This is a genomic window from Alkalimarinus coralli (genome assembly GCF_023650515.1).
Taxonomy (GTDB): domain Bacteria; phylum Pseudomonadota; class Gammaproteobacteria; order Pseudomonadales; family Oleiphilaceae; genus Alkalimarinus; species Alkalimarinus coralli.
The window spans coordinates 90,461-109,467 of sequence record NZ_CP096016.1 but is presented as its reverse complement, the minus strand read 5'-3'; the positions used below and the strand labels follow the sequence as shown (position 1 = coordinate 109,467).

General features: G+C 46.5%; 17 protein-coding genes. 4 read left to right on the top strand and 13 right to left on the bottom strand.

The features are described 5' to 3' along the window. Positions 1–62 precede the first annotated feature (62 nt). The 3 genes from MY523_RS00505 to MY523_RS00495 form a co-directional block, all read right to left on the bottom strand. Positions 63–902 (bottom strand): thymidylate synthase, encoded by an 840-nt coding sequence (locus tag MY523_RS00505; RefSeq protein WP_250656857.1) that lies wholly within the window; start codon positions 900–902, stop codon positions 63–65. 31 nt (positions 903–933) lie between these two features. Then, a complete protein-coding gene (gene lgt / locus MY523_RS00500; protein ID WP_250656856.1) occupies positions 934–1,749 on the bottom strand; it encodes a prolipoprotein diacylglyceryl transferase in 816 nt (271 codons plus the stop codon). A gap of 77 nt (positions 1,750–1,826) precedes the next feature. After that, positions 1,827–2,612: a sulfite exporter TauE/SafE family protein gene (locus MY523_RS00495; RefSeq protein WP_250656855.1), complete on the bottom strand. Its 786-nt coding sequence runs from the start codon at positions 2,610–2,612 to the stop codon at positions 1,827–1,829. A gap of 171 nt (positions 2,613–2,783) precedes the next feature. Here MY523_RS00495 and MY523_RS00490 point away from each other — a divergent pair, with 171 nt between their 5' ends. Next, entirely contained in the window at positions 2,784–3,551 is a 768-nt protein-coding gene (locus tag MY523_RS00490) for an NRDE family protein (protein WP_250656854.1), read from the top strand. Between the two features lie 13 nt (positions 3,552–3,564). Here MY523_RS00490 and MY523_RS00485 read toward each other — a convergent pair whose 3' ends face one another. The 3 genes from MY523_RS00485 to pomA form a co-directional block, all read right to left on the bottom strand. Then, the gene (locus MY523_RS00485) at positions 3,565–4,146 is read right to left on the bottom strand and encodes a hypothetical protein (protein WP_250656853.1); all 582 of its coding nucleotides are present in this window, start codon (positions 4,144–4,146) and stop codon (positions 3,565–3,567) included. Between the two features lie 79 nt (positions 4,147–4,225). Then, positions 4,226–5,218: a flagellar motor protein MotB gene (locus MY523_RS00480; RefSeq protein WP_250656852.1), complete on the bottom strand. Its 993-nt coding sequence runs from the start codon at positions 5,216–5,218 to the stop codon at positions 4,226–4,228. A 76-nt stretch (positions 5,219–5,294) separates the two neighbouring features. Then, entirely contained in the window at positions 5,295–6,059 is a 765-nt protein-coding gene (pomA, locus tag MY523_RS00475; protein ID WP_250656851.1) for a flagellar motor protein PomA, read from the bottom strand. A 331-nt stretch (positions 6,060–6,390) separates the two neighbouring features. Between pomA and MY523_RS00470 the strand changes: the two genes are divergently transcribed. From MY523_RS00470 to dxs, 3 genes are all read left to right on the top strand, one after another. Continuing rightward, positions 6,391–6,654 (top strand): exodeoxyribonuclease VII small subunit, encoded by a 264-nt coding sequence (locus tag MY523_RS00470; protein ID WP_250656850.1) that lies wholly within the window; start codon positions 6,391–6,393, stop codon positions 6,652–6,654. 49 nt (positions 6,655–6,703) lie between these two features. Next, on the top strand, positions 6,704–7,600 hold the full coding sequence (gene ispA / locus MY523_RS00465; RefSeq protein WP_250656849.1) for a (2E,6E)-farnesyl diphosphate synthase: 897 nt from the start codon (positions 6,704–6,706) through the stop codon (positions 7,598–7,600). A 168-nt stretch (positions 7,601–7,768) separates the two neighbouring features. Next, positions 7,769–9,727, top strand: a complete 1,959-nt coding sequence (gene dxs, locus MY523_RS00460; protein ID WP_250656848.1) for a 1-deoxy-D-xylulose-5-phosphate synthase — start codon at positions 7,769–7,771, stop codon at positions 9,725–9,727. 31 nt (positions 9,728–9,758) lie between these two features. On the opposite strand, the gene ribA is transcribed toward dxs, so the two are convergent. From ribA to MY523_RS00425, 7 genes are all read right to left on the bottom strand, one after another. Continuing rightward, positions 9,759–10,373, bottom strand: a complete 615-nt coding sequence (ribA, locus tag MY523_RS00455) for a GTP cyclohydrolase II (protein ID WP_250656847.1) — start codon at positions 10,371–10,373, stop codon at positions 9,759–9,761. Between the two features lie 230 nt (positions 10,374–10,603). After that, entirely contained in the window at positions 10,604–11,629 is a 1,026-nt protein-coding gene (gene moaA, locus MY523_RS00450) for a GTP 3',8-cyclase MoaA (RefSeq protein WP_250656846.1), read from the bottom strand. A gap of 12 nt (positions 11,630–11,641) precedes the next feature. After that, positions 11,642–12,121 (bottom strand): cyclic pyranopterin monophosphate synthase MoaC, encoded by a 480-nt coding sequence (moaC, locus tag MY523_RS00445; protein WP_250656845.1) that lies wholly within the window; start codon positions 12,119–12,121, stop codon positions 11,642–11,644. A 71-nt stretch (positions 12,122–12,192) separates the two neighbouring features. Next, positions 12,193–13,143, bottom strand: a complete 951-nt coding sequence (locus tag MY523_RS00440) for a Nudix family hydrolase (RefSeq protein ID WP_250656844.1) — start codon at positions 13,141–13,143, stop codon at positions 12,193–12,195. Positions 13,144–13,160: 17 nt separating this feature from the next. Next, a complete protein-coding gene (argJ, locus tag MY523_RS00435) occupies positions 13,161–14,378 on the bottom strand; it encodes a bifunctional glutamate N-acetyltransferase/amino-acid acetyltransferase ArgJ (RefSeq protein WP_250656843.1) in 1,218 nt (405 codons plus the stop codon). A 192-nt stretch (positions 14,379–14,570) separates the two neighbouring features. After that, positions 14,571–17,303 (bottom strand): preprotein translocase subunit SecA, encoded by a 2,733-nt coding sequence (gene secA, locus MY523_RS00430; protein WP_250656842.1) that lies wholly within the window; start codon positions 17,301–17,303, stop codon positions 14,571–14,573. Between the two features lie 537 nt (positions 17,304–17,840). After that, positions 17,841–18,782 carry a M23 family metallopeptidase gene (locus tag MY523_RS00425; protein WP_250656841.1) on the bottom strand — a complete coding sequence of 314 codons (942 nt, stop codon included), beginning with the start codon at positions 18,780–18,782 and terminating at the stop codon, positions 17,841–17,843. Positions 18,783–19,007 lie beyond the last annotated feature (225 nt).

Here is a 19,007-nt window from a genome sequence, read left to right as displayed (position 1 = left end):
TTACGCAGCTCCCTTTTTTATTATAATTTTAAACGACGGTTTGCAATACGACACCGCAAATACTACACCGCAATCGGTGCTCTGATTAAAGAGTCTGGGTCATAACCTTCAAATTCAAAGTCCTCGAACTCATAGTCAAATATCGTATCGGGCTTACGTTTAATCACTAGTTTGGGAAGCGATCGTGGCGTTCTTTTGAGCTGTTTAAACACAATATCATCATTCAGGTGGTTCTGATAAAGGTGACAGTCGCCAAAGGTATGAATAAACTCACCAACATCCAGCCCGCACTGGTCTGCAATCATATGGGTCAACAACGCATAACTGGCGATGTTAAAGGGCACTCCCAGAAATAGATCTGCACTACGCTGATATAGTTGACAGGATAACTTTCCGTCCAACACATAAAACTGAAACAAGCAGTGACAAGGGGCCAGCGCCATTCGCCCCTGTTCGACATTCGCCTGAGGCCCTATAGACTCATCGGGCAGCTCTGCCGGATTCCAGGCAGAAACAATAAGGCGCCTGGAGTCGGGTTTTGTTTTTATCTGCTCAATAACCTCTGAGATCTGATCAACCGTTTCACCATTTGGCCCTAGCCAACTGCGCCACTGTTTGCCATAAATCGGCCCCAGGTCACCCGTATCCGTTGCCCAGGCATCCCAGATAGAAACACCGCGTTCTTTAAGCCAGGTATTGTCAGTTGACCCCTTTAGAAACCAAAGCAGTTCATAAATAACACTTTTTAAGTGAATTTTTTTAGTCGTGACCAGCGGAAAACCTTTGGATAGGTCAAAGCGAATTTGTCGACCAAACACAGAGCGGGTGCCCACGCCTGTTCTATCGCCTTTGTCAGTTCCGCTATCAACTACATCTTGCATTAAGTCCAAATACGCTTTCATCTAACACTACCTATAATTTACGTCATCATTCTTAAACTTTTTCTGGCGAGGATGTGCCAGCAACACTGTTCATACGATAAGCCCAAATCATCATCCCGATACCAATAATCACCATCGGTAACGACAATAGTTGTCCCATCGTCAACCAATCCCAGGCAATATAACCAAGATGCTCGTCGGGCTGGCGGAAAAATTCAACAACAATGCGAAACGCCCCATAGCAAAGTAAAAATAGACCTGAGATAGCCATTTTGGGCCGCTGCCTGGAAGAAAACCACCACAACACAGCAAATAGCGCCACACCCTCTAACGCAAACTGGTATAGCTGTGACGGGTGCCTAAGCAGTTGTTCAGGGTCACGGGGAAAAATCATCGCCCAGGCGACATCTGTTTGTCTTCCCCACAACTCGCCACCAATAAAGTTGCCCAGTCGCCCCATTCCTAACCCTACCGGCACCAACGGTGCGACAAAGTCAGATATCTCAAAAAACGTGCGGCCCAGCTGACGCCCAAACCAAAACATCGCCAGAATGACCCCAATTAGCCCACCATGGAATGACATCCCTCCTTCCCATACCATGAAGAGCCACAACGGATCATCCAGAAAGCGATCGAAGTTATAGAAAAAGACATAACCAAACCGCCCCCCCAGCACGACACCCATCGCGCAATAGAAGATAAGGTCGCCCATCTGCTCCGGTTTTATTGGTGACCATGGTTTTGTCGCACGTTTCTTACCTAAGAACCATGCCGTAGCAAACCCTATTAGATACATCAGCCCATACCAATGAACCTTAAGAGGCCCGATTGAAACCGCCACGGGATCTATTTGAGGGTATTTCAACATTTAGTTATTCCTTTACGCCGCTTTTTATGCCGCTTTGAAGTTGCCATGTACACATCTTGCCACCTTAGCAGAAACCGTTAGGCTAACAGAAACCGAAGCCCAACAAAGACAAGTAACAAAGCAAAAATACGTTTAAGTTTCTCAGCCGATAATTTATGCGCTAGCTTAGCGCCTACCCGAGCGAAGTACACGCTGGTCATCACAATGCCGATGAAAGCAGGTAGGTAAATAAACCCGGCACTCCACTCCGGCAAGGCGGGCTCCCCCCAGCCTTTGTAGATATTTGTCACTGCCGCAGATACCGCTATGGGTAGCCCGCAGGCGGCTGAAGTACCCACCGCCTGCTGCATGCGAACATTGCACCAGGTTAAAAAAGGAACCGACAATGAGCCACCACCAATACCAAATATAGCCGAAGCCCAGCCAATCCCTGCACCTACGCCCATCAGCCCTTTGTTGCCTGGCACCTCACGGGCTGGTTTGGGTTTCAATCCAAAGCCCATTTGAGCGGCCATTACAATAGCAAACACACCGATGACCTTTTGCAGCACCGGGCCACTCAACTCTGCTGCCGTATAGACCCCGAGCGCAGCGCCTAAGACAATGCCTACGGTCATTGGTTTAAATAATTCCCAGCGAACGCCCCCTTTTTCATGGTGCGTTTTAACTGAACTCAAGGAGGTGAAGACTATCGTCGCCAGTGATGTGCCAACCGCCATATGCGTTAATACGTCAGGTGAAATACCCTGATACGCAAAACTAAATACCAAAACGGGAACAATAATCAGCCCGCCACCAATGCCAAATAAACCCGCCAGTAGCCCGGCAATTGCCCCTAACACCAAATACAGCAGAACAACCATTTATCCAATAAACCCTTATATTCGTTCAGCGCTAGAGCCAAAGCCGAGAGGAAAAAGTAGACCAAACCCTATCATCTACCGCTCATGTTTTTTTGAGAGTGGTATGATACACAAGAAGCGGCCATAGTGGTAAAACATGGTCTTAAGATTTTTCATTTTTGAGTCAACTTAATGTGCCTTATTTTATTCGCCTGGAACCCAGGCGCCGAAGAGCAGCTGATCGTTGCCGCCAATAGAGATGAGTTTTACAAACGCCCCAGCCAAAATGCTCATTTCTGGCAAGATAACGAGCAACTACTGGCGGGCAGAGATTTACAACAACATGGTACATGGCTGGGCGTTACTCGCGGAGGCAAGTTCGCCGCAGTCACTAACTTTAGAAGGCCCGATAAAAAGCAGTACCCTCTATCCAGAGGCGCTCTGACAGCGCAGTACCTGATAGGTGAGCAAAAACCGGCAGATTATCTGCAAGAACTTCAACAAAATCATGACCAATACGCAGGCTTCAACCTTTTAGTCGGTGACAGCTCGTCGCTCTATTATTACTCGAACAGAAGCAACCAGCCACCTTGTGAGTTATCTTCTGGGGTCTATGGTCTCAGCAACCATTTACTGAATACTCCTTGGCCAAAGGTAACAACGGGAGTAGACAGTTTTAGTAAAATAGTAAACCTCGACTATGACTCACCTTCAGCAAAAGAGGAGGCACTCTTGACACTTCTCCAAAACGACCAGCAAGCAGAAGAGTCCTTGTTGCCTGAGACGGGGGTTGGCAAAATGATTGAGAAACTACTGTCCCCTTTGTTTATAAAAAGCCCCGGGTATGGCACTCGAACAAGTACCATTCTAAGAGTGCAAGGCAATGGCGGCATCAGCTTTGTGGAACAAAACTATTCAGAAGGTGGCACGCCAGCAGAGAGGTCAAGGTTCGCGCTATAAGGCATTACACCCATTATTTTTGCCTCGATTCGCGTCTTTCTTTCAGCTGCTGAGTCTGTCGTTTAATAACATGTTGCACCAGCACTTCCTGCTCATTGCTGGTAATGTCAACAAAGTCTGCTCTAACGATATAGCAGTCATCCCCAATTGGCTCTTCCATCGAGTCACTACTAATGACAACAGCAACCAGCTTAAGACAAACATTAGAAGGGAACAGCGTCAAATCCAGTAATAGTCTATCGTTGGGCCGTAACTGCTCAGGAGCCGGGAATGCAATTCCGCAGGCACTGATACTAACCTGCTGAGAGCGTTTCTGCTGCTGACTGTCAGGTTCTGAGAGTGACTCATCCAGCGATAAAACCAGGTTTATTTTTCTATTGAATAGCTCCATCAACTCATGCACTTGAGGTTGGGCTGAGCGCAGTGTTTCAAGTGAGGCCGATATTTGGTTTTCCAGCTGCGCAATCAATGCAGCAGGCGAATTAATACCCACACCTGTTGCTGCAGCCTCGTCTTCAGGTAACAGCCGATAGCTAATGGCAACCTGATCGACAATTCTAAAGTAACGCCTTCGCTCTTGATTATTATTGTGCATATCTATTATTGCCTTGCGCTTCCCTTGTCATCATTACTATAAAAAGCCAGTTTCACCATCTATAGACACTCAGCACACGCTAGAAAATCTCATCTGGATTTAGCTCTTCAAACCCATCAAAGTCATCGCCTTTAAAGCTATCCGGGTCTACTTCACGCGCTTTGCGTATATTTTCCTTAAGCTCTGGATCGACCGGCTCTTGAAGAATAATCTCAACGCGCCTGTTTTTAGCCCTGCCCTCTGGCGTATCGTTGGGTACTAATGGTTTGGTATCAGCCATCCCGGTAACAGTGAAACGGCTCTGATCTAACGTGCCATCATCAAACAAGCCATGAGACACCTCAAGCGCTCTCGCAACCGAAAGATCCCAGTTTGAAGGAAACTGAGCGGTATTAATAGGAATATTGTCCGTGTGCCCTTCCACTGCGATATTGCCCTCTATATCAGCAAGCAGCTCTATCAGCTTGTCGAGCACCGGAAAAAAGTCTGTTTGCAGTCTTGCTGAGCCTGACGAAAAGGAGCCTTTTTCCTGAACCCTGATGACAATCTTTCGCCCCCGGGTCTCAATCTCAACCATGTTGCTGCGAATTTCGCTCTCAAGCTTGGCAGCCATGTCCATAGCATTACTTTCAGTCTGCTCAACCAGCTCTTGCAGCTTTTGAATCACCACTTCATTAAGTGCCTGCTGCTCACCGACCTGCTCAGAGCACTGATCTTCGACGGCCTTGCTAATCTGGGCTTCGCATAACACCTCAAGGGTTGACTGATCAGGGTCGGTCGTATGCTGCATCACCACTTGCAGGGGGGAAGGGTCAGGACGACCGGGAGAAAACTCCTGAGCAATAATACTCGTGCCCTTTGGAATATCATTGGCTTTAATCTGATTCTGTACCCCAAAAGCCTCTCTCATTGATCCAGCCAAGCGCTTAAACTTCAGCGCATCCATCTCGGAAAAAGAGAGCAACAATACGAAAAAGCACATCAACAGCGACATCAAATCCGCAAATGTCGCTAACCAAGCAGGAAGGCCGACAGGGCATTCGGGACAATCCTGTTCTTCTTCATCACTCATTCAAAAAATCACTCACAACACATTTATTACAGCTGAGCTAAAGCAGCAAATTTCACCGTTCACAGAGAGCACGTTATTAGCCATCTGCTTCGGCAGATGCTCGTTTACCTTCCGGCAAGTAAGTTCTTAACATTTGCTCAATTACACGAGGGTTCTGGCCAGCCTGAATCGCCAATAACGCATCTATAATCATCGACTTTAGCAGCTGCTCTTCCGCCATTCTGATTTTCAATTTATCGGCGATAGGCAAGGCAATCATGTTGCCGACCATCGCACCATAAAGCGTTGTTAGCAGGGCAACAGCCATGGAAGGCCCTATTGATTTTGGGTCATCCATATTTGATAACATTGCAACCAGCCCGACCAACGTACCGATCATTCCCATTGCAGGCGCAACATCGCCTATCGACATAAACACACTGTTGCCTAAACTATGGCGCTCCACCGCAAGATTTTTATCTTTAGTCAGCAGAGATTTAACGACATCACCATCATGCCCATCTACCAACAGTTGAATCCCTTTTGCCAAAAAATCATTATTGATTTCCTTTCCCTCAAGGGACAAAAGACCTCCTTTACGCGCTGCATCAGCCATTTCCACAATCTGTTCAATCAGCTCTTCAGGCTTATCCATCTTGAACATGAATGCTTTCGCAGCCACTTTGCCTGCCCCCAGAAATTGCCCTAATGTAAACTTCATTAATGCAACAAAGATGGTTCCGATTATTACAATCAGAAACGATGGCACATCGAGAAACATCCCAACGCCGCCGCCCAACACCATCGCCATAATGACGATAGCAAAACCACCAATTAAGCCTAAGAGGCTTGCTAAATCCACCCGCTACTCCTCATCTTGCCTTTACCAACAATACGTCATCAATCAATACATACATAACCAATCAATCAATACACAAGGTCGAAAAAACTCTCACCCATGCCAACCGGATATAATGAAGCCACACGTCATATCCGCTATTACACTTATATGTACAAGAATAAAGAAAAATGATTTCGATTATTGTTGGTCTGGTATAATGTTATGCACTTTATTATTGTAGCTATAATTTTTCAAAAATCATGAATAATTTTAATAATCTATGGTAACTTTGATATTCATGATGGTAGCGCCTAAACAACAACTTACCGACTTCAAGCAGGTCTGAAAGACAATGCCCAAGACAAAAAACATTGCGGCTGAGAGTGAAGCCCCCGTAGATTTCGAGCAGTCACTGAGAAAACTTGAGGAGATTGTTCGAAAAATGGAGCAAGGCGAACTGACGCTCGAAAGCTCTTTAGAAGCATTTGAAGAAGGGGTGAAACTGACCCGAAACTGTCAAACTGCACTGCAAAATGCAGAACAGAAAGTTAATATTCTGATGAAAAACTCCGATGGGGAGCTTTCAACCACTGGGTTCACCCCAGACAAAGACTAATTCACAGACGTCAAACAGCACGCAGCTTTTTATTAGGCCTACCGGATAAATGAATAACAACGACATTAGCAGCTACTTCACCCAAAGCCAGGAATTAATCGATAACACACTAACTGGCTGGCTTCCCTCAAGCACGATAGAACCTCGGAAACTACACTCGGCTATCAGATATAGCGCACTGTCTGGAGGCAAAAGAATAAGGCCTGTTCTAGTATTTGCGACCGCCGAAGCGTTTGGAATAGACAAAAGTGACGCACTCGCAGCAGCCAGCGCAGTAGAACTTATTCATGCCTACTCCCTTATTCATGATGACCTGCCAGCCATGGATGATGATGATCTACGCCGAGGCTTACCGACCTGTCATATTAAATATGATGAAGCCACGGCTATTTTAGCGGGTGACGCGTTGCAGGCAATGGCCTTCGAGATACTCTGTACCAGAGGTAAGCACTCGCCTCAATCAAGAGTCGAAATGCTGAAAACACTGAGCACAGCCAGTGGCAGCCTGGGAATGGTAGGCGGGCAGGCGATTGACTTGGACTCTGTTGGCCAGCAACTCAGCCTCGACTCATTGGAAAACATGCATAACCATAAAACCGGCGCACTCATTGAAGCCAGCATTATTTTAGGCGCGCAAAGCGCTGAAATATCCGATGCAAGCACGCTACAGCAACTGCGGCTTTACGCACAGAGCATAGGCCTCGCATTTCAGGTTCAAGACGATATTCTGGATATCACCAGCAATACCGAAACCCTGGGCAAAACACAAGGCGCAGACGAAGCCAGGAACAAGCCAACTTACCCCGCCCTGCTAGGGTTAGACGGTGCCAGAGAAAAAGCACAGGCACTTCATCTATCGGCGCTATCAGCGCTCGACAATCTCACCAATATTGACACCTCAAGACTGGCACAAATTAGTGAGTTTATTATTAGCAGAAGCCGCTAATAACTGAATATTGAAACCAAGCCGCCTTTTAAACAGTGACACTAACATCAGCAAATGAGCAAAATTCAGCAGAACTTCAGTGCTAAAAAAGTACATGCCTCTGTGTCAATTTGCTGAATATCCGAGTTATAATGCCTCTTTGTTGTCTCAACGGATTAACATCGCCGGATGCTTCATTCTCACATTTTTCAAGAAATACCAACTCACAGACCAAACACGCCTCTACTGGATAAGCTGGACACTCCGGCCCAATTGCGTTTGCTGAGCGAAGACCAACTCCCGCAGCTTGCACACGAGCTACGTGCATTCTTGTTATATAGCGTTGGGCAGTCCGGCGGGCACTTTGGTGCAGGTTTAGGTGTTGTAGAGCTGACTATTGCTCTGCACTTCGTCTTCAACACGCCTGAAGACCGGCTGGTGTGGGATGTTGGTCATCAGGCCTATCCACACAAAATTCTTACTGGCCGTCGCGATCAGATGACCAGAATCAGACATAAAGACGGCCTGGCTGCATTCCCTCGTCGCTCGGAAAGCGAGTTTGATACATTTGGCGTGGGGCACTCAAGCACATCTATCAGTGCAGCACTAGGCATGGCACTCGCAGCAAAACTGCAAAATATTAAACGTCAATCAATTGCCGTCATCGGTGATGGGGCTTTAACCGCAGGCATGGCATTTGAGGCACTGAGTCATGCAGGTGATGTTAAGCCAGACATGTTGGTTATTCTAAACGACAATGATATGGCGATATCCAATAGTGTCGGCGGCTTAAATAACCACTTAGCAAAAATTCTCTCAGGCAAAACCTACAACCATATGAGAGACAGTGGTAAAAGCTTTTTAAGCCAAAACCCAAATCTTATGGAGCTTGCACGAAAAACCGAAGAACACTTCAAAGGGATGGTGGCTCCCGGCACGCTGTTTGAGGAACTTGGTTTCAATTACATCGGCCCTATCGACGGCCACGATTTGCCAACCCTGGTTGCCACGCTTGAGAACATGAAAGAGTTAAGCGGACCGCAATTCCTTCATATTGTCACTAAAAAAGGCAAAGGGTTTGCTCCAGCAGAAAGAGACCCAATCGGCTACCACGCTATCAACAAAATAGCGCCAGCACCGAAAGCCGCTATAGCGTCAGAAGAAAAACCTCAAAAACCCAAATTCTCTAATGTGTTCGGCCAATGGCTATGTGATATCGCAGAAGCAGACCCACGTATTGTCGGTATTACTCCGGCAATGAAAGAGGGCTCCGACCTTATCGCATTTGCTGACCGCTTTCCTGATCGTTATTTTGACGTCGCCATAGCGGAGCAGCACGCAGTCACCTTGGCAGCGGGTTTGGCCTGTGACGGTGCGAAGCCGGTCGTCGCAATTTATTCAACATTTCTGCAACGAGCCTATGATCAACTGATCCATGATGTATCAGTTCAGAATCTGGATGTGTTGTTTGCTATTGATCGAGCAGGCCTGGTCGGTGAGGATGGGCCAACCCACGCAGGCAGCTTTGACTTATCTTACCTGCGCTGCATCCCTGAAATGCTGATTATGGCACCTTCTGACGAAAATGAACTAAGGCAAATGCTCAATACTGGCTACCACCACCAAGGGCCTGCAGCCGTGCGCTACCCAAGGGGAACCGGTATTGGAGCAAAGATAGAAGAGACGCTTGAACAGCTTCCCATCGGCAAAGGGCGCGTTGTCCGTGAAGGGCACAATATCGCTATTTTAGCATTTGGAACTCTACTGCATGAGACATTACATGCAGCGGAAGAGCTCAACGCAACTGTGATTGATATGCGCTTTGTAAAACCGTTGGATACAGCTCTGATTAGCCGCCTTGCTACGTCTCACTCTTTATTGGTAACCATTGAAGAAAATACGATTGCTGGCGGCGCAGGCAGCGGGGTTAACGAATTCTTAAACCAGGCAGCCATAGATATACCAACTATCAATCTTGGCTTACCTGATTACTTTGTCGAACATGGGAAGCCAGCAGAGCTATTAAAAGAGTGTGGGCTGGATAGACAAGGAATATTAGAAGCGATCCAAACAAAGTGGAGCCAAGTTCAGCTAAAAGACTCAGCACCAGCAATAGACAGCAGCTCTCAACACGCTATCAATCAATAAAATAAGCAGGTAAAAAATAACCGGAGTAGCATTACTCCGGTGGCTGATCATCCTGATGAGTTTGCAGCCAGTGGCCCAATTTGTCCGCCTTGGTAGCCAGATAACCTTCATTGTGAGGGTTTTTGCCCACCCGAAGCGGCACCCGACTCACGACCTCAACACCAAACTCACTGAGCGCCTTCACTTTTCTTGGATTGTTCGTCATCAGCTTTAACTTCGAAACCCCCAAATGCTCAAGCATTCCCTGACACATGCTATAGTCTCGAAGATCCGCAGCAAAGCCCAACCGCTCATTCGCCTCAACCGTATCAGCCCCTCCATCTTGCAGGTGGTAAGCTCTAATTTTATTGAGTAGCCCGATCCCACGACCTTCCTGTCGAAGATATAGCAGAATTCCGCGCCCTTCATTGGCAATGCTTTTCAGCGCCTCTTCAAGTTGATATCCACAGTCACAACGCATACTAAATAATGCATCACCAGTAAGGCACTCTGAATGCGTTCTGGCTAATACGGGCTCACCATTAGAGATATCTCCTAATGACAAAATCACATGCTCTTGACCTGTTTCCGTTTCTTCAAAGCCGTGCATTTCAAAGACAGCAAATGGAGTGGGCAAAAGACAAGTTTCAATAAAGCGAACAGACACTATATTTCCTCGGCACTATATTTCTCTGAGAGGCATCAATATCTCATAAATGCGGTAAACGATGACATTGGATACACTTGAGAATCAAATTAGGGCGGCATTGTACCATACTCAATATACTTGTGTGAGAGACATCACATACACCAAATTTACAGTACTAACCATTGTTGCTATTTGAACCACATCAGTACATTTTTATCGCGGCTCATAAGCAGCCCCTGCGGGTCTTTTTAGCCCCCAGTCATGTTCATAAACCTCAATATTTGAGGGTCATCATCATTGTTGAAGTAATGCCTCTCAGGCTTGAGATCCATCGCACTAATAATCACCTGCTTTAATCGGCCGGTATCTCCTGGATGCGACCGTAGCACGTCCTTTAAATCAACTGAGTGCTCGTTTCCTAAACACAAAAGCAACCGACCTTCGACAGTCACTCTTACCCGATTACAGTCACCGCAAAAGTTGTGGCTGTGGGGAGAAATAAAACCAATGCGACTATTTGAATCGGACATTGCGTAGTATTTTGATGGCCCGCCTGTGGAGTCATCAACAGGCGTAAGAGAATAAACAGTTGAGATGATATCTAATATCTCATCACTTGAGCAGTACGATTCACCTCTGTCATGCGATGAGATTTCACCCAATGGCATCTCTTCAATAAAACTGATATCTATTTGCTTATCTCTCGCAAACTTAACCAGATCAAGAATTTCATCATCATTCCGGCCTTTTAATATTACCGCATTTAACTTTATTCTTGTAAAACCTGCCGCAATAGCGGCATCTATACCGTTTAAAACAGTATCAAGGCAGCCGGTGCGAGTCAGCTGGCGAAACCGTTCAGCTTTAAGGCTATCAAGGCTGATATTAATACGCTTAACGCCTGCTGATACCAAGCCATTTGATAGCTTGGTTAACTGAGATCCATTGGTGGTTAATACCAATTCATCCAGCTGGGGCAGAGCGCCAATTTCTTCAATAACAGACATGACATTATTACGAATTAGTGGCTCTCCTCCTGTGAGTCGGATTTTACGAACGCCCAACTCACTGAACACCTTAGCGATAACCCCAATCTCTTCTAGCGTTAGGATATCTGCTCTAGGCAGAAAGCTCATCTCTTCATCCATACAGTACACGCAGCGAAAGTCACAGCGGTCTGTTACAGATATTCGAACATAAGTGACCTGTCTGCCAAATTTGTCGACCAATTTAGCTTCGGGTAAAACGGTACTACCTGCTTCATTATTGCTCATAACTGCAACTCATCATTCCGCTTTCCAATGCCCTGAGCGCCCGCCCTCTTTCTCAAGAAGTCTAACCCCTTCAATGACCATGCCCTTATCGACGGCTTTACACATGTCATAAAGTGTTAGTGCCGCGACACTGGCGGCGGTTAGGGCCTCCATTTCAACCCCTGTCTTCGCATCAAGTTTGCACATTGTTTCAATTCTTACTCGTGAATTATCAGGCTCTGCACTCAGGCTGACCTTTACCGAGGTCAATAACAAGCTATGACAAAGAGGAATTAACTCAGGGCACTTCTTTGCAGCCATCACGCCTGCAATACGCGCAGTCGCAAATACATCACCTTTCTTATGTCGCCCCTCAGTAATCATCTTGAGCGTTTCCGCCTTCATGACGATATACGCTTCCGCCCTTGCAACTCTGGTGGTGATCGTTTTCTCAGATACATCCACCATATAGGCTGCACCAGTATCATCCAGATGTGTAAGTTTCGACATCATAACCTCTATAGTCGTTTGATTAGACCGCACTCGCTTGCTAAGCGTTCAATATAGTTCTGAAAACAATAAGCCTACCACCAGCTACTTATAGCCGCGACGCCCTGCGCACCATGGCAAATTGCATCATTAATATCTGCCTCCCCCAATCCCCCAAGTGCGTAAACCGGAAACGGGGCATAATCAACAATGTCCTGAAATAGATTCCACCCTAGCGACTCTGCGCCAGGGTGCGAATTAGTGGGTTTTACCGGCGAAAGAAAAACGTAGTCTGGCTCTAAGTGCCTTATACTTGCGATCTCTTCGGCATTATGGCACGAAACGCCGAACCGCTTATTCGCCGGCACAGGCCTAACAGCATGCCGGCGAGACTCGGCATAACTAAGGTGCACGCCACCAACATCAATATCTTTTAATACTTCCGGCTGTGCGTTTAGCACTAAGCACACTCCATTTTTGTCGCAGAGTCTCTTAATTTGTTTGGCGAAATCAACATAGGCATCATAGTCACGCCGGTATAAGTCATGATTACGAAACTGTACCAGTTTTATGCCATTAACCAGAATGGCTCTCTCCAATCGATAAAGGCAGTCTTCTACATTGTCGGAACGGCCCGTGATCAGGTATTTCTGCGGTAAGAGAGTGGCTGCAAGAATAGGCCTATTGGCTTCAGGGAAGTCATAGTCAGCTAGTTCAGTTTTTTCCACCCATTTAATGGGTTGGCCTTCCGCCCCTTTTGCCTTGCCGGTAAATTGAGTGACACCCCAGACATCAAGTAAAACAGCCTTGTCACCGTAGTCATGCCGGATTCGAATTAACGGTTGAGTATTCCCTTTAATGTCGAGATCAATATCCAGCTCTTCTTTTAACTCGCGCTTCAAGGCTTGCTGGACAGTCTCATCGGGTTCTACTTTCCCCCCTGGAAACTCCCACAAACCTCCCTGATGAGCATGATCTGCACGGCGCGCGATCAGCACCTGATCATCGCGACGAATCACAGCAACGGCTACATGAACTAATGGCATCACAACACAAGCCCTTATCAGGTGCGGTATTCCGCATTAATAGTGACATACTCATGAGACAGGTCGGTTGTCCATATCGTCTCAGAGACTTGACCACGCCCCAGGTTTATCAGGATGGAAATCTCTTCGCGATTCATCACCTCCTGCCCTCTTTCCTCTGTATACTCAGCGTCTCTCCCCCCCTCACTAACAATGCACACTTCATCAAGATGTATGGTAATCGCGTCTAAATTCAGGTCATCAACCCCAGCTCTTCCAACCGCAGCCAAAATACGGCCCCAGTTAGGGTCACTTGCAAACAACGCTGTTTTCACAAGTGGCGAATGCGCAACCGTATAAGCGACACCCAGCGCCTCTTGTTGGCTGTTAGCCCCATCAACGATCACAGAAACAAACTTTGTTGCCCCCTCGCCATCTCTGACAATGGCTTGAGCGAGTTCAACAAACAGAGCTTTAAGCTCAGCTTTAAACAGTTCCAGTTCCTCTGTCCCTTTTTTCAATTCGGGGGCATCACTTCTGCCCGTTGCAACCAGTATACATGAGTCATTGGTAGAGGTATCACCATCTATCGTAATTCGATTGAATGACGAGTCCGTACACTCGATTAATAAGTCCTGTAGTAGCGCTTGTTCAATATTGGCATCCGTTGCCACGAACCCCAGCATGGTTGCCATGTTGGGCATAATCATTCCAGCGCCTTTACTGATACCTGAGATAAAGATATCTTTCCCGGCAATATCTATACACCTGGTTGCGCCTTTAGGCCGCGTATCTGTCGTCATTATCCCTTCAGCAGCTCCAGCCCAGTCGGTTTCGTTTAACGCACTCAGGGCGCATGGTAAACCTTCCACAATAGACTCAACCGGCAGCTTCTCCCCAATCACGCCAGTTGAAAATGGCAACACTGCAGTTTGGGGAACCCCCGTTAATGTAGCAAGCGCCTGACAACAGTGGGTAGCGTCTTCCATTCCCTGAGCGCCTGTTCCTGCATTTGCATTGCCGGTATTAATCAGCAGGTAACGGGGAGGAGTGGCTTTCAAGTGTTCCTTTGATAAAACAACGGGGGCAGCACAAAATGCATTTTTGGTAAAAACGCCAGCCGTCGTGGCCCCTTCAGCTAACTCAAAGACCACTAAATCTTTCCGGTCGGGGTACTTTATACCTGATTTGGCCACACCTAGACGAACACCACTAATAGCATTAAATTCAGGCAACCCACCTTTCCCAACGGCCATAACGACTCTCTCTTTATCCCAAAAGTTATCTAATCCCAACAGTCTGCTAGGGTAAACTTGATTTTTGCGCCTTAAAACCAAATAAAGGGATGAGCCTGTCAGCTCACCCCTTTACCGTCTATTAGATAACAAAAATCAATCAAATTAGTGATTGAGGCCCTTGCCCACATAGAGCAAAGGCCGCTTATTGCATTAAGCGATCTTACCGTGACACTGCTTATACTTCTTACCAGAACCACATGGGCACGCTTCGTTACGTCCAACTTTGCGTCCATCTCTGACAAAAGGTTCAGCATGAGGTTGCTCTTCGCCTGTCTTCTCTTCAGCAGGCATGGCTGAGCCTTCCTCATGCTGAGTTTTTGCAGCTTCCATCTGGTGAGCTAGCGCTTCTCTGCGCTTTTGTTCAATTTTCTCTATTTCATCCTTGCTCTGAACCTGAACATGACATAACACTCTAACAACATCGTGCTTCAGTGCGCTTAGCAGGTTATTAAACAATTCAAACGACTCACGCTTATATTCTTGCTTTGGATTCTTACCCGCATAGCCTCGTAGGTGAATCCCTCTACGCAGATTATCCATGGACGCCAAGTGCTCTTTCCATAAAGTATCGAGTATTTGCAAGAAAATTTGCTTCTCAAAGTTACGCATGACGTCTGCACCAGCCGACGCTTCTTTGTCTTTATAAGCCGCAATGACTGCATCTCGAATCTTGTTACGCAACGTTTCTTCGTGAAGATTGTCATCCTCGTCAAGCCATTTCTGAACAGGCAGAGAGATAGCCATTTCAGACTCAAGGTGCTTCTCCAACCCTGCAATATCCCACTGTTCCTCCAAGCTCTGGGGAGGAATAAAGCCACTGACTACGTCATCAATAACGTCTTCCCGGATAGCATTTATCATCTCGGAGATATCATCGTTACTCATCACCTCATTACGCTGTTCATAAACAACTCGGCGCTGGTCATTTGCTACGTCATCATATTCCAGAAGAGACTTTCGAATATCGAAGTTGCGGCCTTCGACCTTTCGCTGGGCTTTTTCAATCGCATTGCTCACCATGCGGTGCTCAATTGCTTCACCCTTCTGCATGCCTAATGCCTGCATGATATTCTTAACACGGTCTGATGCGAAGATTCTCATTAGGCTGTCTTCAAGTGAAAGGAAGAAGCGCGTGCTTCCCGGATCACCTTGTCTGCCTGAACGCCCTCTTAACTGGTTATCAATACGTCTCGACTCATGCCGTTCAGTACCCAGTATGTGCAAGCCACCTGCTTTTATAATTGCGTCATGACGAATCGACCACTCCTGCTTGATCTTATCAATCTGCTCCTGGGTCGGGTTATTCATGGCCGCAACTTCAGCTTCCCAGTTGCCCCCCAATACAATATCTGTCCCTCGCCCAGCCATGTTTGTTGCAATGGTTACCGCGCCTGCTCGACCAGCCTGAGCAATGATCTGTGCTTCTTGAGCATGCTGTTTGGCATTCAGTACATTATGTTTAATGCCCGCTTTTTTCAGCGTTGCAGACAGGATCTCAGATGTCTCAATTGATGCGGTACCAACAAGGACAGGGCGCTCTTCAGCGGTAACATCTTTTATTTCATCAATAATGGCCTGAAACTTCTCTTCTTCGGTTAAATAAACCAAGTCATTATGATCTATTCTCTGTATCGGCTTGTTCGTTGGAATAACAACGACATCTAACCCGTATATTTGCTGGAATTCGAATGCCTCGGTATCTGCCGTACCTGTCATGCCAGCCAGTTTTTCATACAACCTGAAGTAGTTCTGGAAAGTGGTAGAAGCCAGTGTCTGACTTTCTGCTTGAATAGCAACGCCCTCTTTGGCTTCAATCGCCTGGTGCATTCCCTCACCCCATCGTCGCCCAGGCATTGTCCGGCCAGTATGCTCATCGACAATGACTATCTGCCCATTCTGAACAATATAATCAACATCTTTAGTAAATAAGACGTTAGCCCTTAGCGCCGCAGATACATGATGCAGCAGGCCGAGGTTACTGGCTGAGTAGAGACTATCACCTTCCTCAAGCAGCCCCTGACTGACCAATAGTTTTTCTATATAGGTATGGCCTTCTTCCGTTAGATCGACAGAGCGACTTTTTTCATCAACGATATAGTGGCCTTCATCTGTCGCTTCACCTTCCTCGTTCACCTCTGCTCTTTTTAGCATGGGTGCGATCTGGTTCATTTGAGTATAAAGTTTGGAGCTATCTTCTGCCGCTCCAGATATAACCAAAGGTGTTCTCGCTTCATCGATCAGGATAGAGTCAACCTCATCGACAATGGCATAGTGCAGCCCTCGCTGAGCTTTTTCAGCCGCGCTAAACGCCATATTATCTCGAAGATAATCAAAGCCAAACTCGTTATTGGTGCCGTATGTAATATCGCATTGGTAGGCCTGACGTTTCTCTTCAGGATCCTGGCCGCCATAAATGACACCTACCTCCATTCCCAAAGCGTTATATAGAGGTTTCATCCAATTGGCATCACGCTTGGCAAGGTAGTCGTTAACCGTTACAACGTGAACCCCTTTGCCTGACAACGCATTGAGATAAACAGGCAGTGTCGCCACGAGGGTTTTACCCTCACCGGTTCTCATTTCGGCAATGCGCCCCTCATGCAACGTTATGCCACCAATCATCTGAACATCAAAGTGCCTCATCCCCATGGCACGCTTGCCAGCCTCTCGAACCACGGCAAATGCTTCAGGCAGTATCTGATCCAGTGTTTCTCCGCCTTCAATCCTCGCCTTAAGCTTTGCTGTTTGCCCTTTAAGAGACTCATCGTCTAGTTTGGCTAACTCTTCTTCCATGGCATTAATCAGTGGAACGATTTTGCCCATTCTTTTTAATTCACGGCTATTTTTGCTACCAAAGACCTTCTTTACCAAAGATGAAAACATAGTGCTCTTCTGTTTGATGTCTACGAAAATTTAATATGAGGCTACTGGATTATTATTCAGTAATGACTGCATCTACAGTAACTACTGAGTTGTTATTACTGCTGAAAAAACTACTAACATTCTGAAAACATTAATATTCTTATAATAGTAACATGCAGTAATTAGCGCGGAGCTTTTTCCTGTTTAAACTGCGCTTTTAAAACATTGTCCTTCGAAACCATCATCCTACGTGTTTTTACTATGTATTTAAACCATTGAAATGGCGTTACAATACCGCTGATTTTATTAGTTATGTTAAATAGAAACAGCTCAGGCAGACTTGATCATCCGCAACTACACTACTGGTAACCGAAACTACATTACTGGTAACCGCAACTGCTTAAAATCATACGTGCGCGCCAGGCTGAACTCCCACCTAAATTTGATAAGCGGAACATTCTAACCCTATTTTAATCACGCGACAAAATTTTTAAAACCAGGACAAAAGGGCTTAACGCCCTTAATAAGAGATGAGAAAAACCGAAAAGATCAAAGTTATTATCGGCTTGCTCGATAGATATACTTTTCAGGGTTCTGAGACTTATTGTTTTTAATAACTTCAAAATGGACATGCGGACCGGTGGATCTTCCTGTGCTTCCCATATGGGCAACAACCTGCCCCTTTTTAACAACCTCGCCCACTTTTACCAGCAACTCTTTACAGTGCCCATAGCGAGTCGTAACGCCGCCACCATGGTTTATCTCAATCAAGTTGCCATAACCATAACGCTCTGACGACCAGGTCACAACACCTGAAGCTACGGCGACAATATCACTTCCATCCTTGCCCGCAAAATCAACACCCGCATGCCATGCACGCTTGCCAGAAAACGGGTCTGAACGATAGCCATATCGAGATGACATCCAGCCCTTGCGAATAGGGCGACCCGCTATAAACAGGTCTTTTTGTATCTTCTGGCTAACAAATAGTTCATCCAGCACATCGAGCTGTTGCTCTCGATCTTCAATCTGGTTCTCAATTCTAGCCAGGGACTCCTGTATGTCGGGAAGGCTGTACGATTCGGTGTCAATTGAGGACTCAGGGCCACCTAATGCAGGGGCACTCTCGAAGTCGAACTCCCCTTTTCCGATCTTGGCAACTTCTGTTAGTCTCTGACCCAGAGCGTCGAGGCGTAACAAGCTTGCTTGAATAGCCCCCATTCGCAATGTAAGCGCATCGACTTGCTCGCCAGACTCTCGCTTCAGCTCATCGATCTGCTGTTGCTGAGCAACAAGCATGGACTGCCAGTGCTCTATTGTTTTCCCGCTCAACTCTTGTGGCAGGCTACCTGTCTTCTGAGGGGCAATTAACTTAAAACCTGCAAATACCCCTCCGGCCAGGACTAGCGCAAAGGCGATAGCGACCAATGCTATTCTGGCATTGTTAAGAACAATGGTTTTGGATTTACCGTGACTACGCCCTACAAAAATTATATTCATTAACTGGTCAATCTCTCTTCATCGCTTGAGCGTCTTGCTAAACAGCTAAAATACAAATAGCGCCCCCGCACTACATATATCTTTATAGCCCAAAACACTGCAAACTCAATGTGGATGAGTTATCCTGCCCTATTAACATTTTTAACTATTTTACAATTAATGCTGTTTATTCTTGTAACAATCTGTATTAAAACTGCACAATAAGGGCTTGGAGCGCGCTATTCT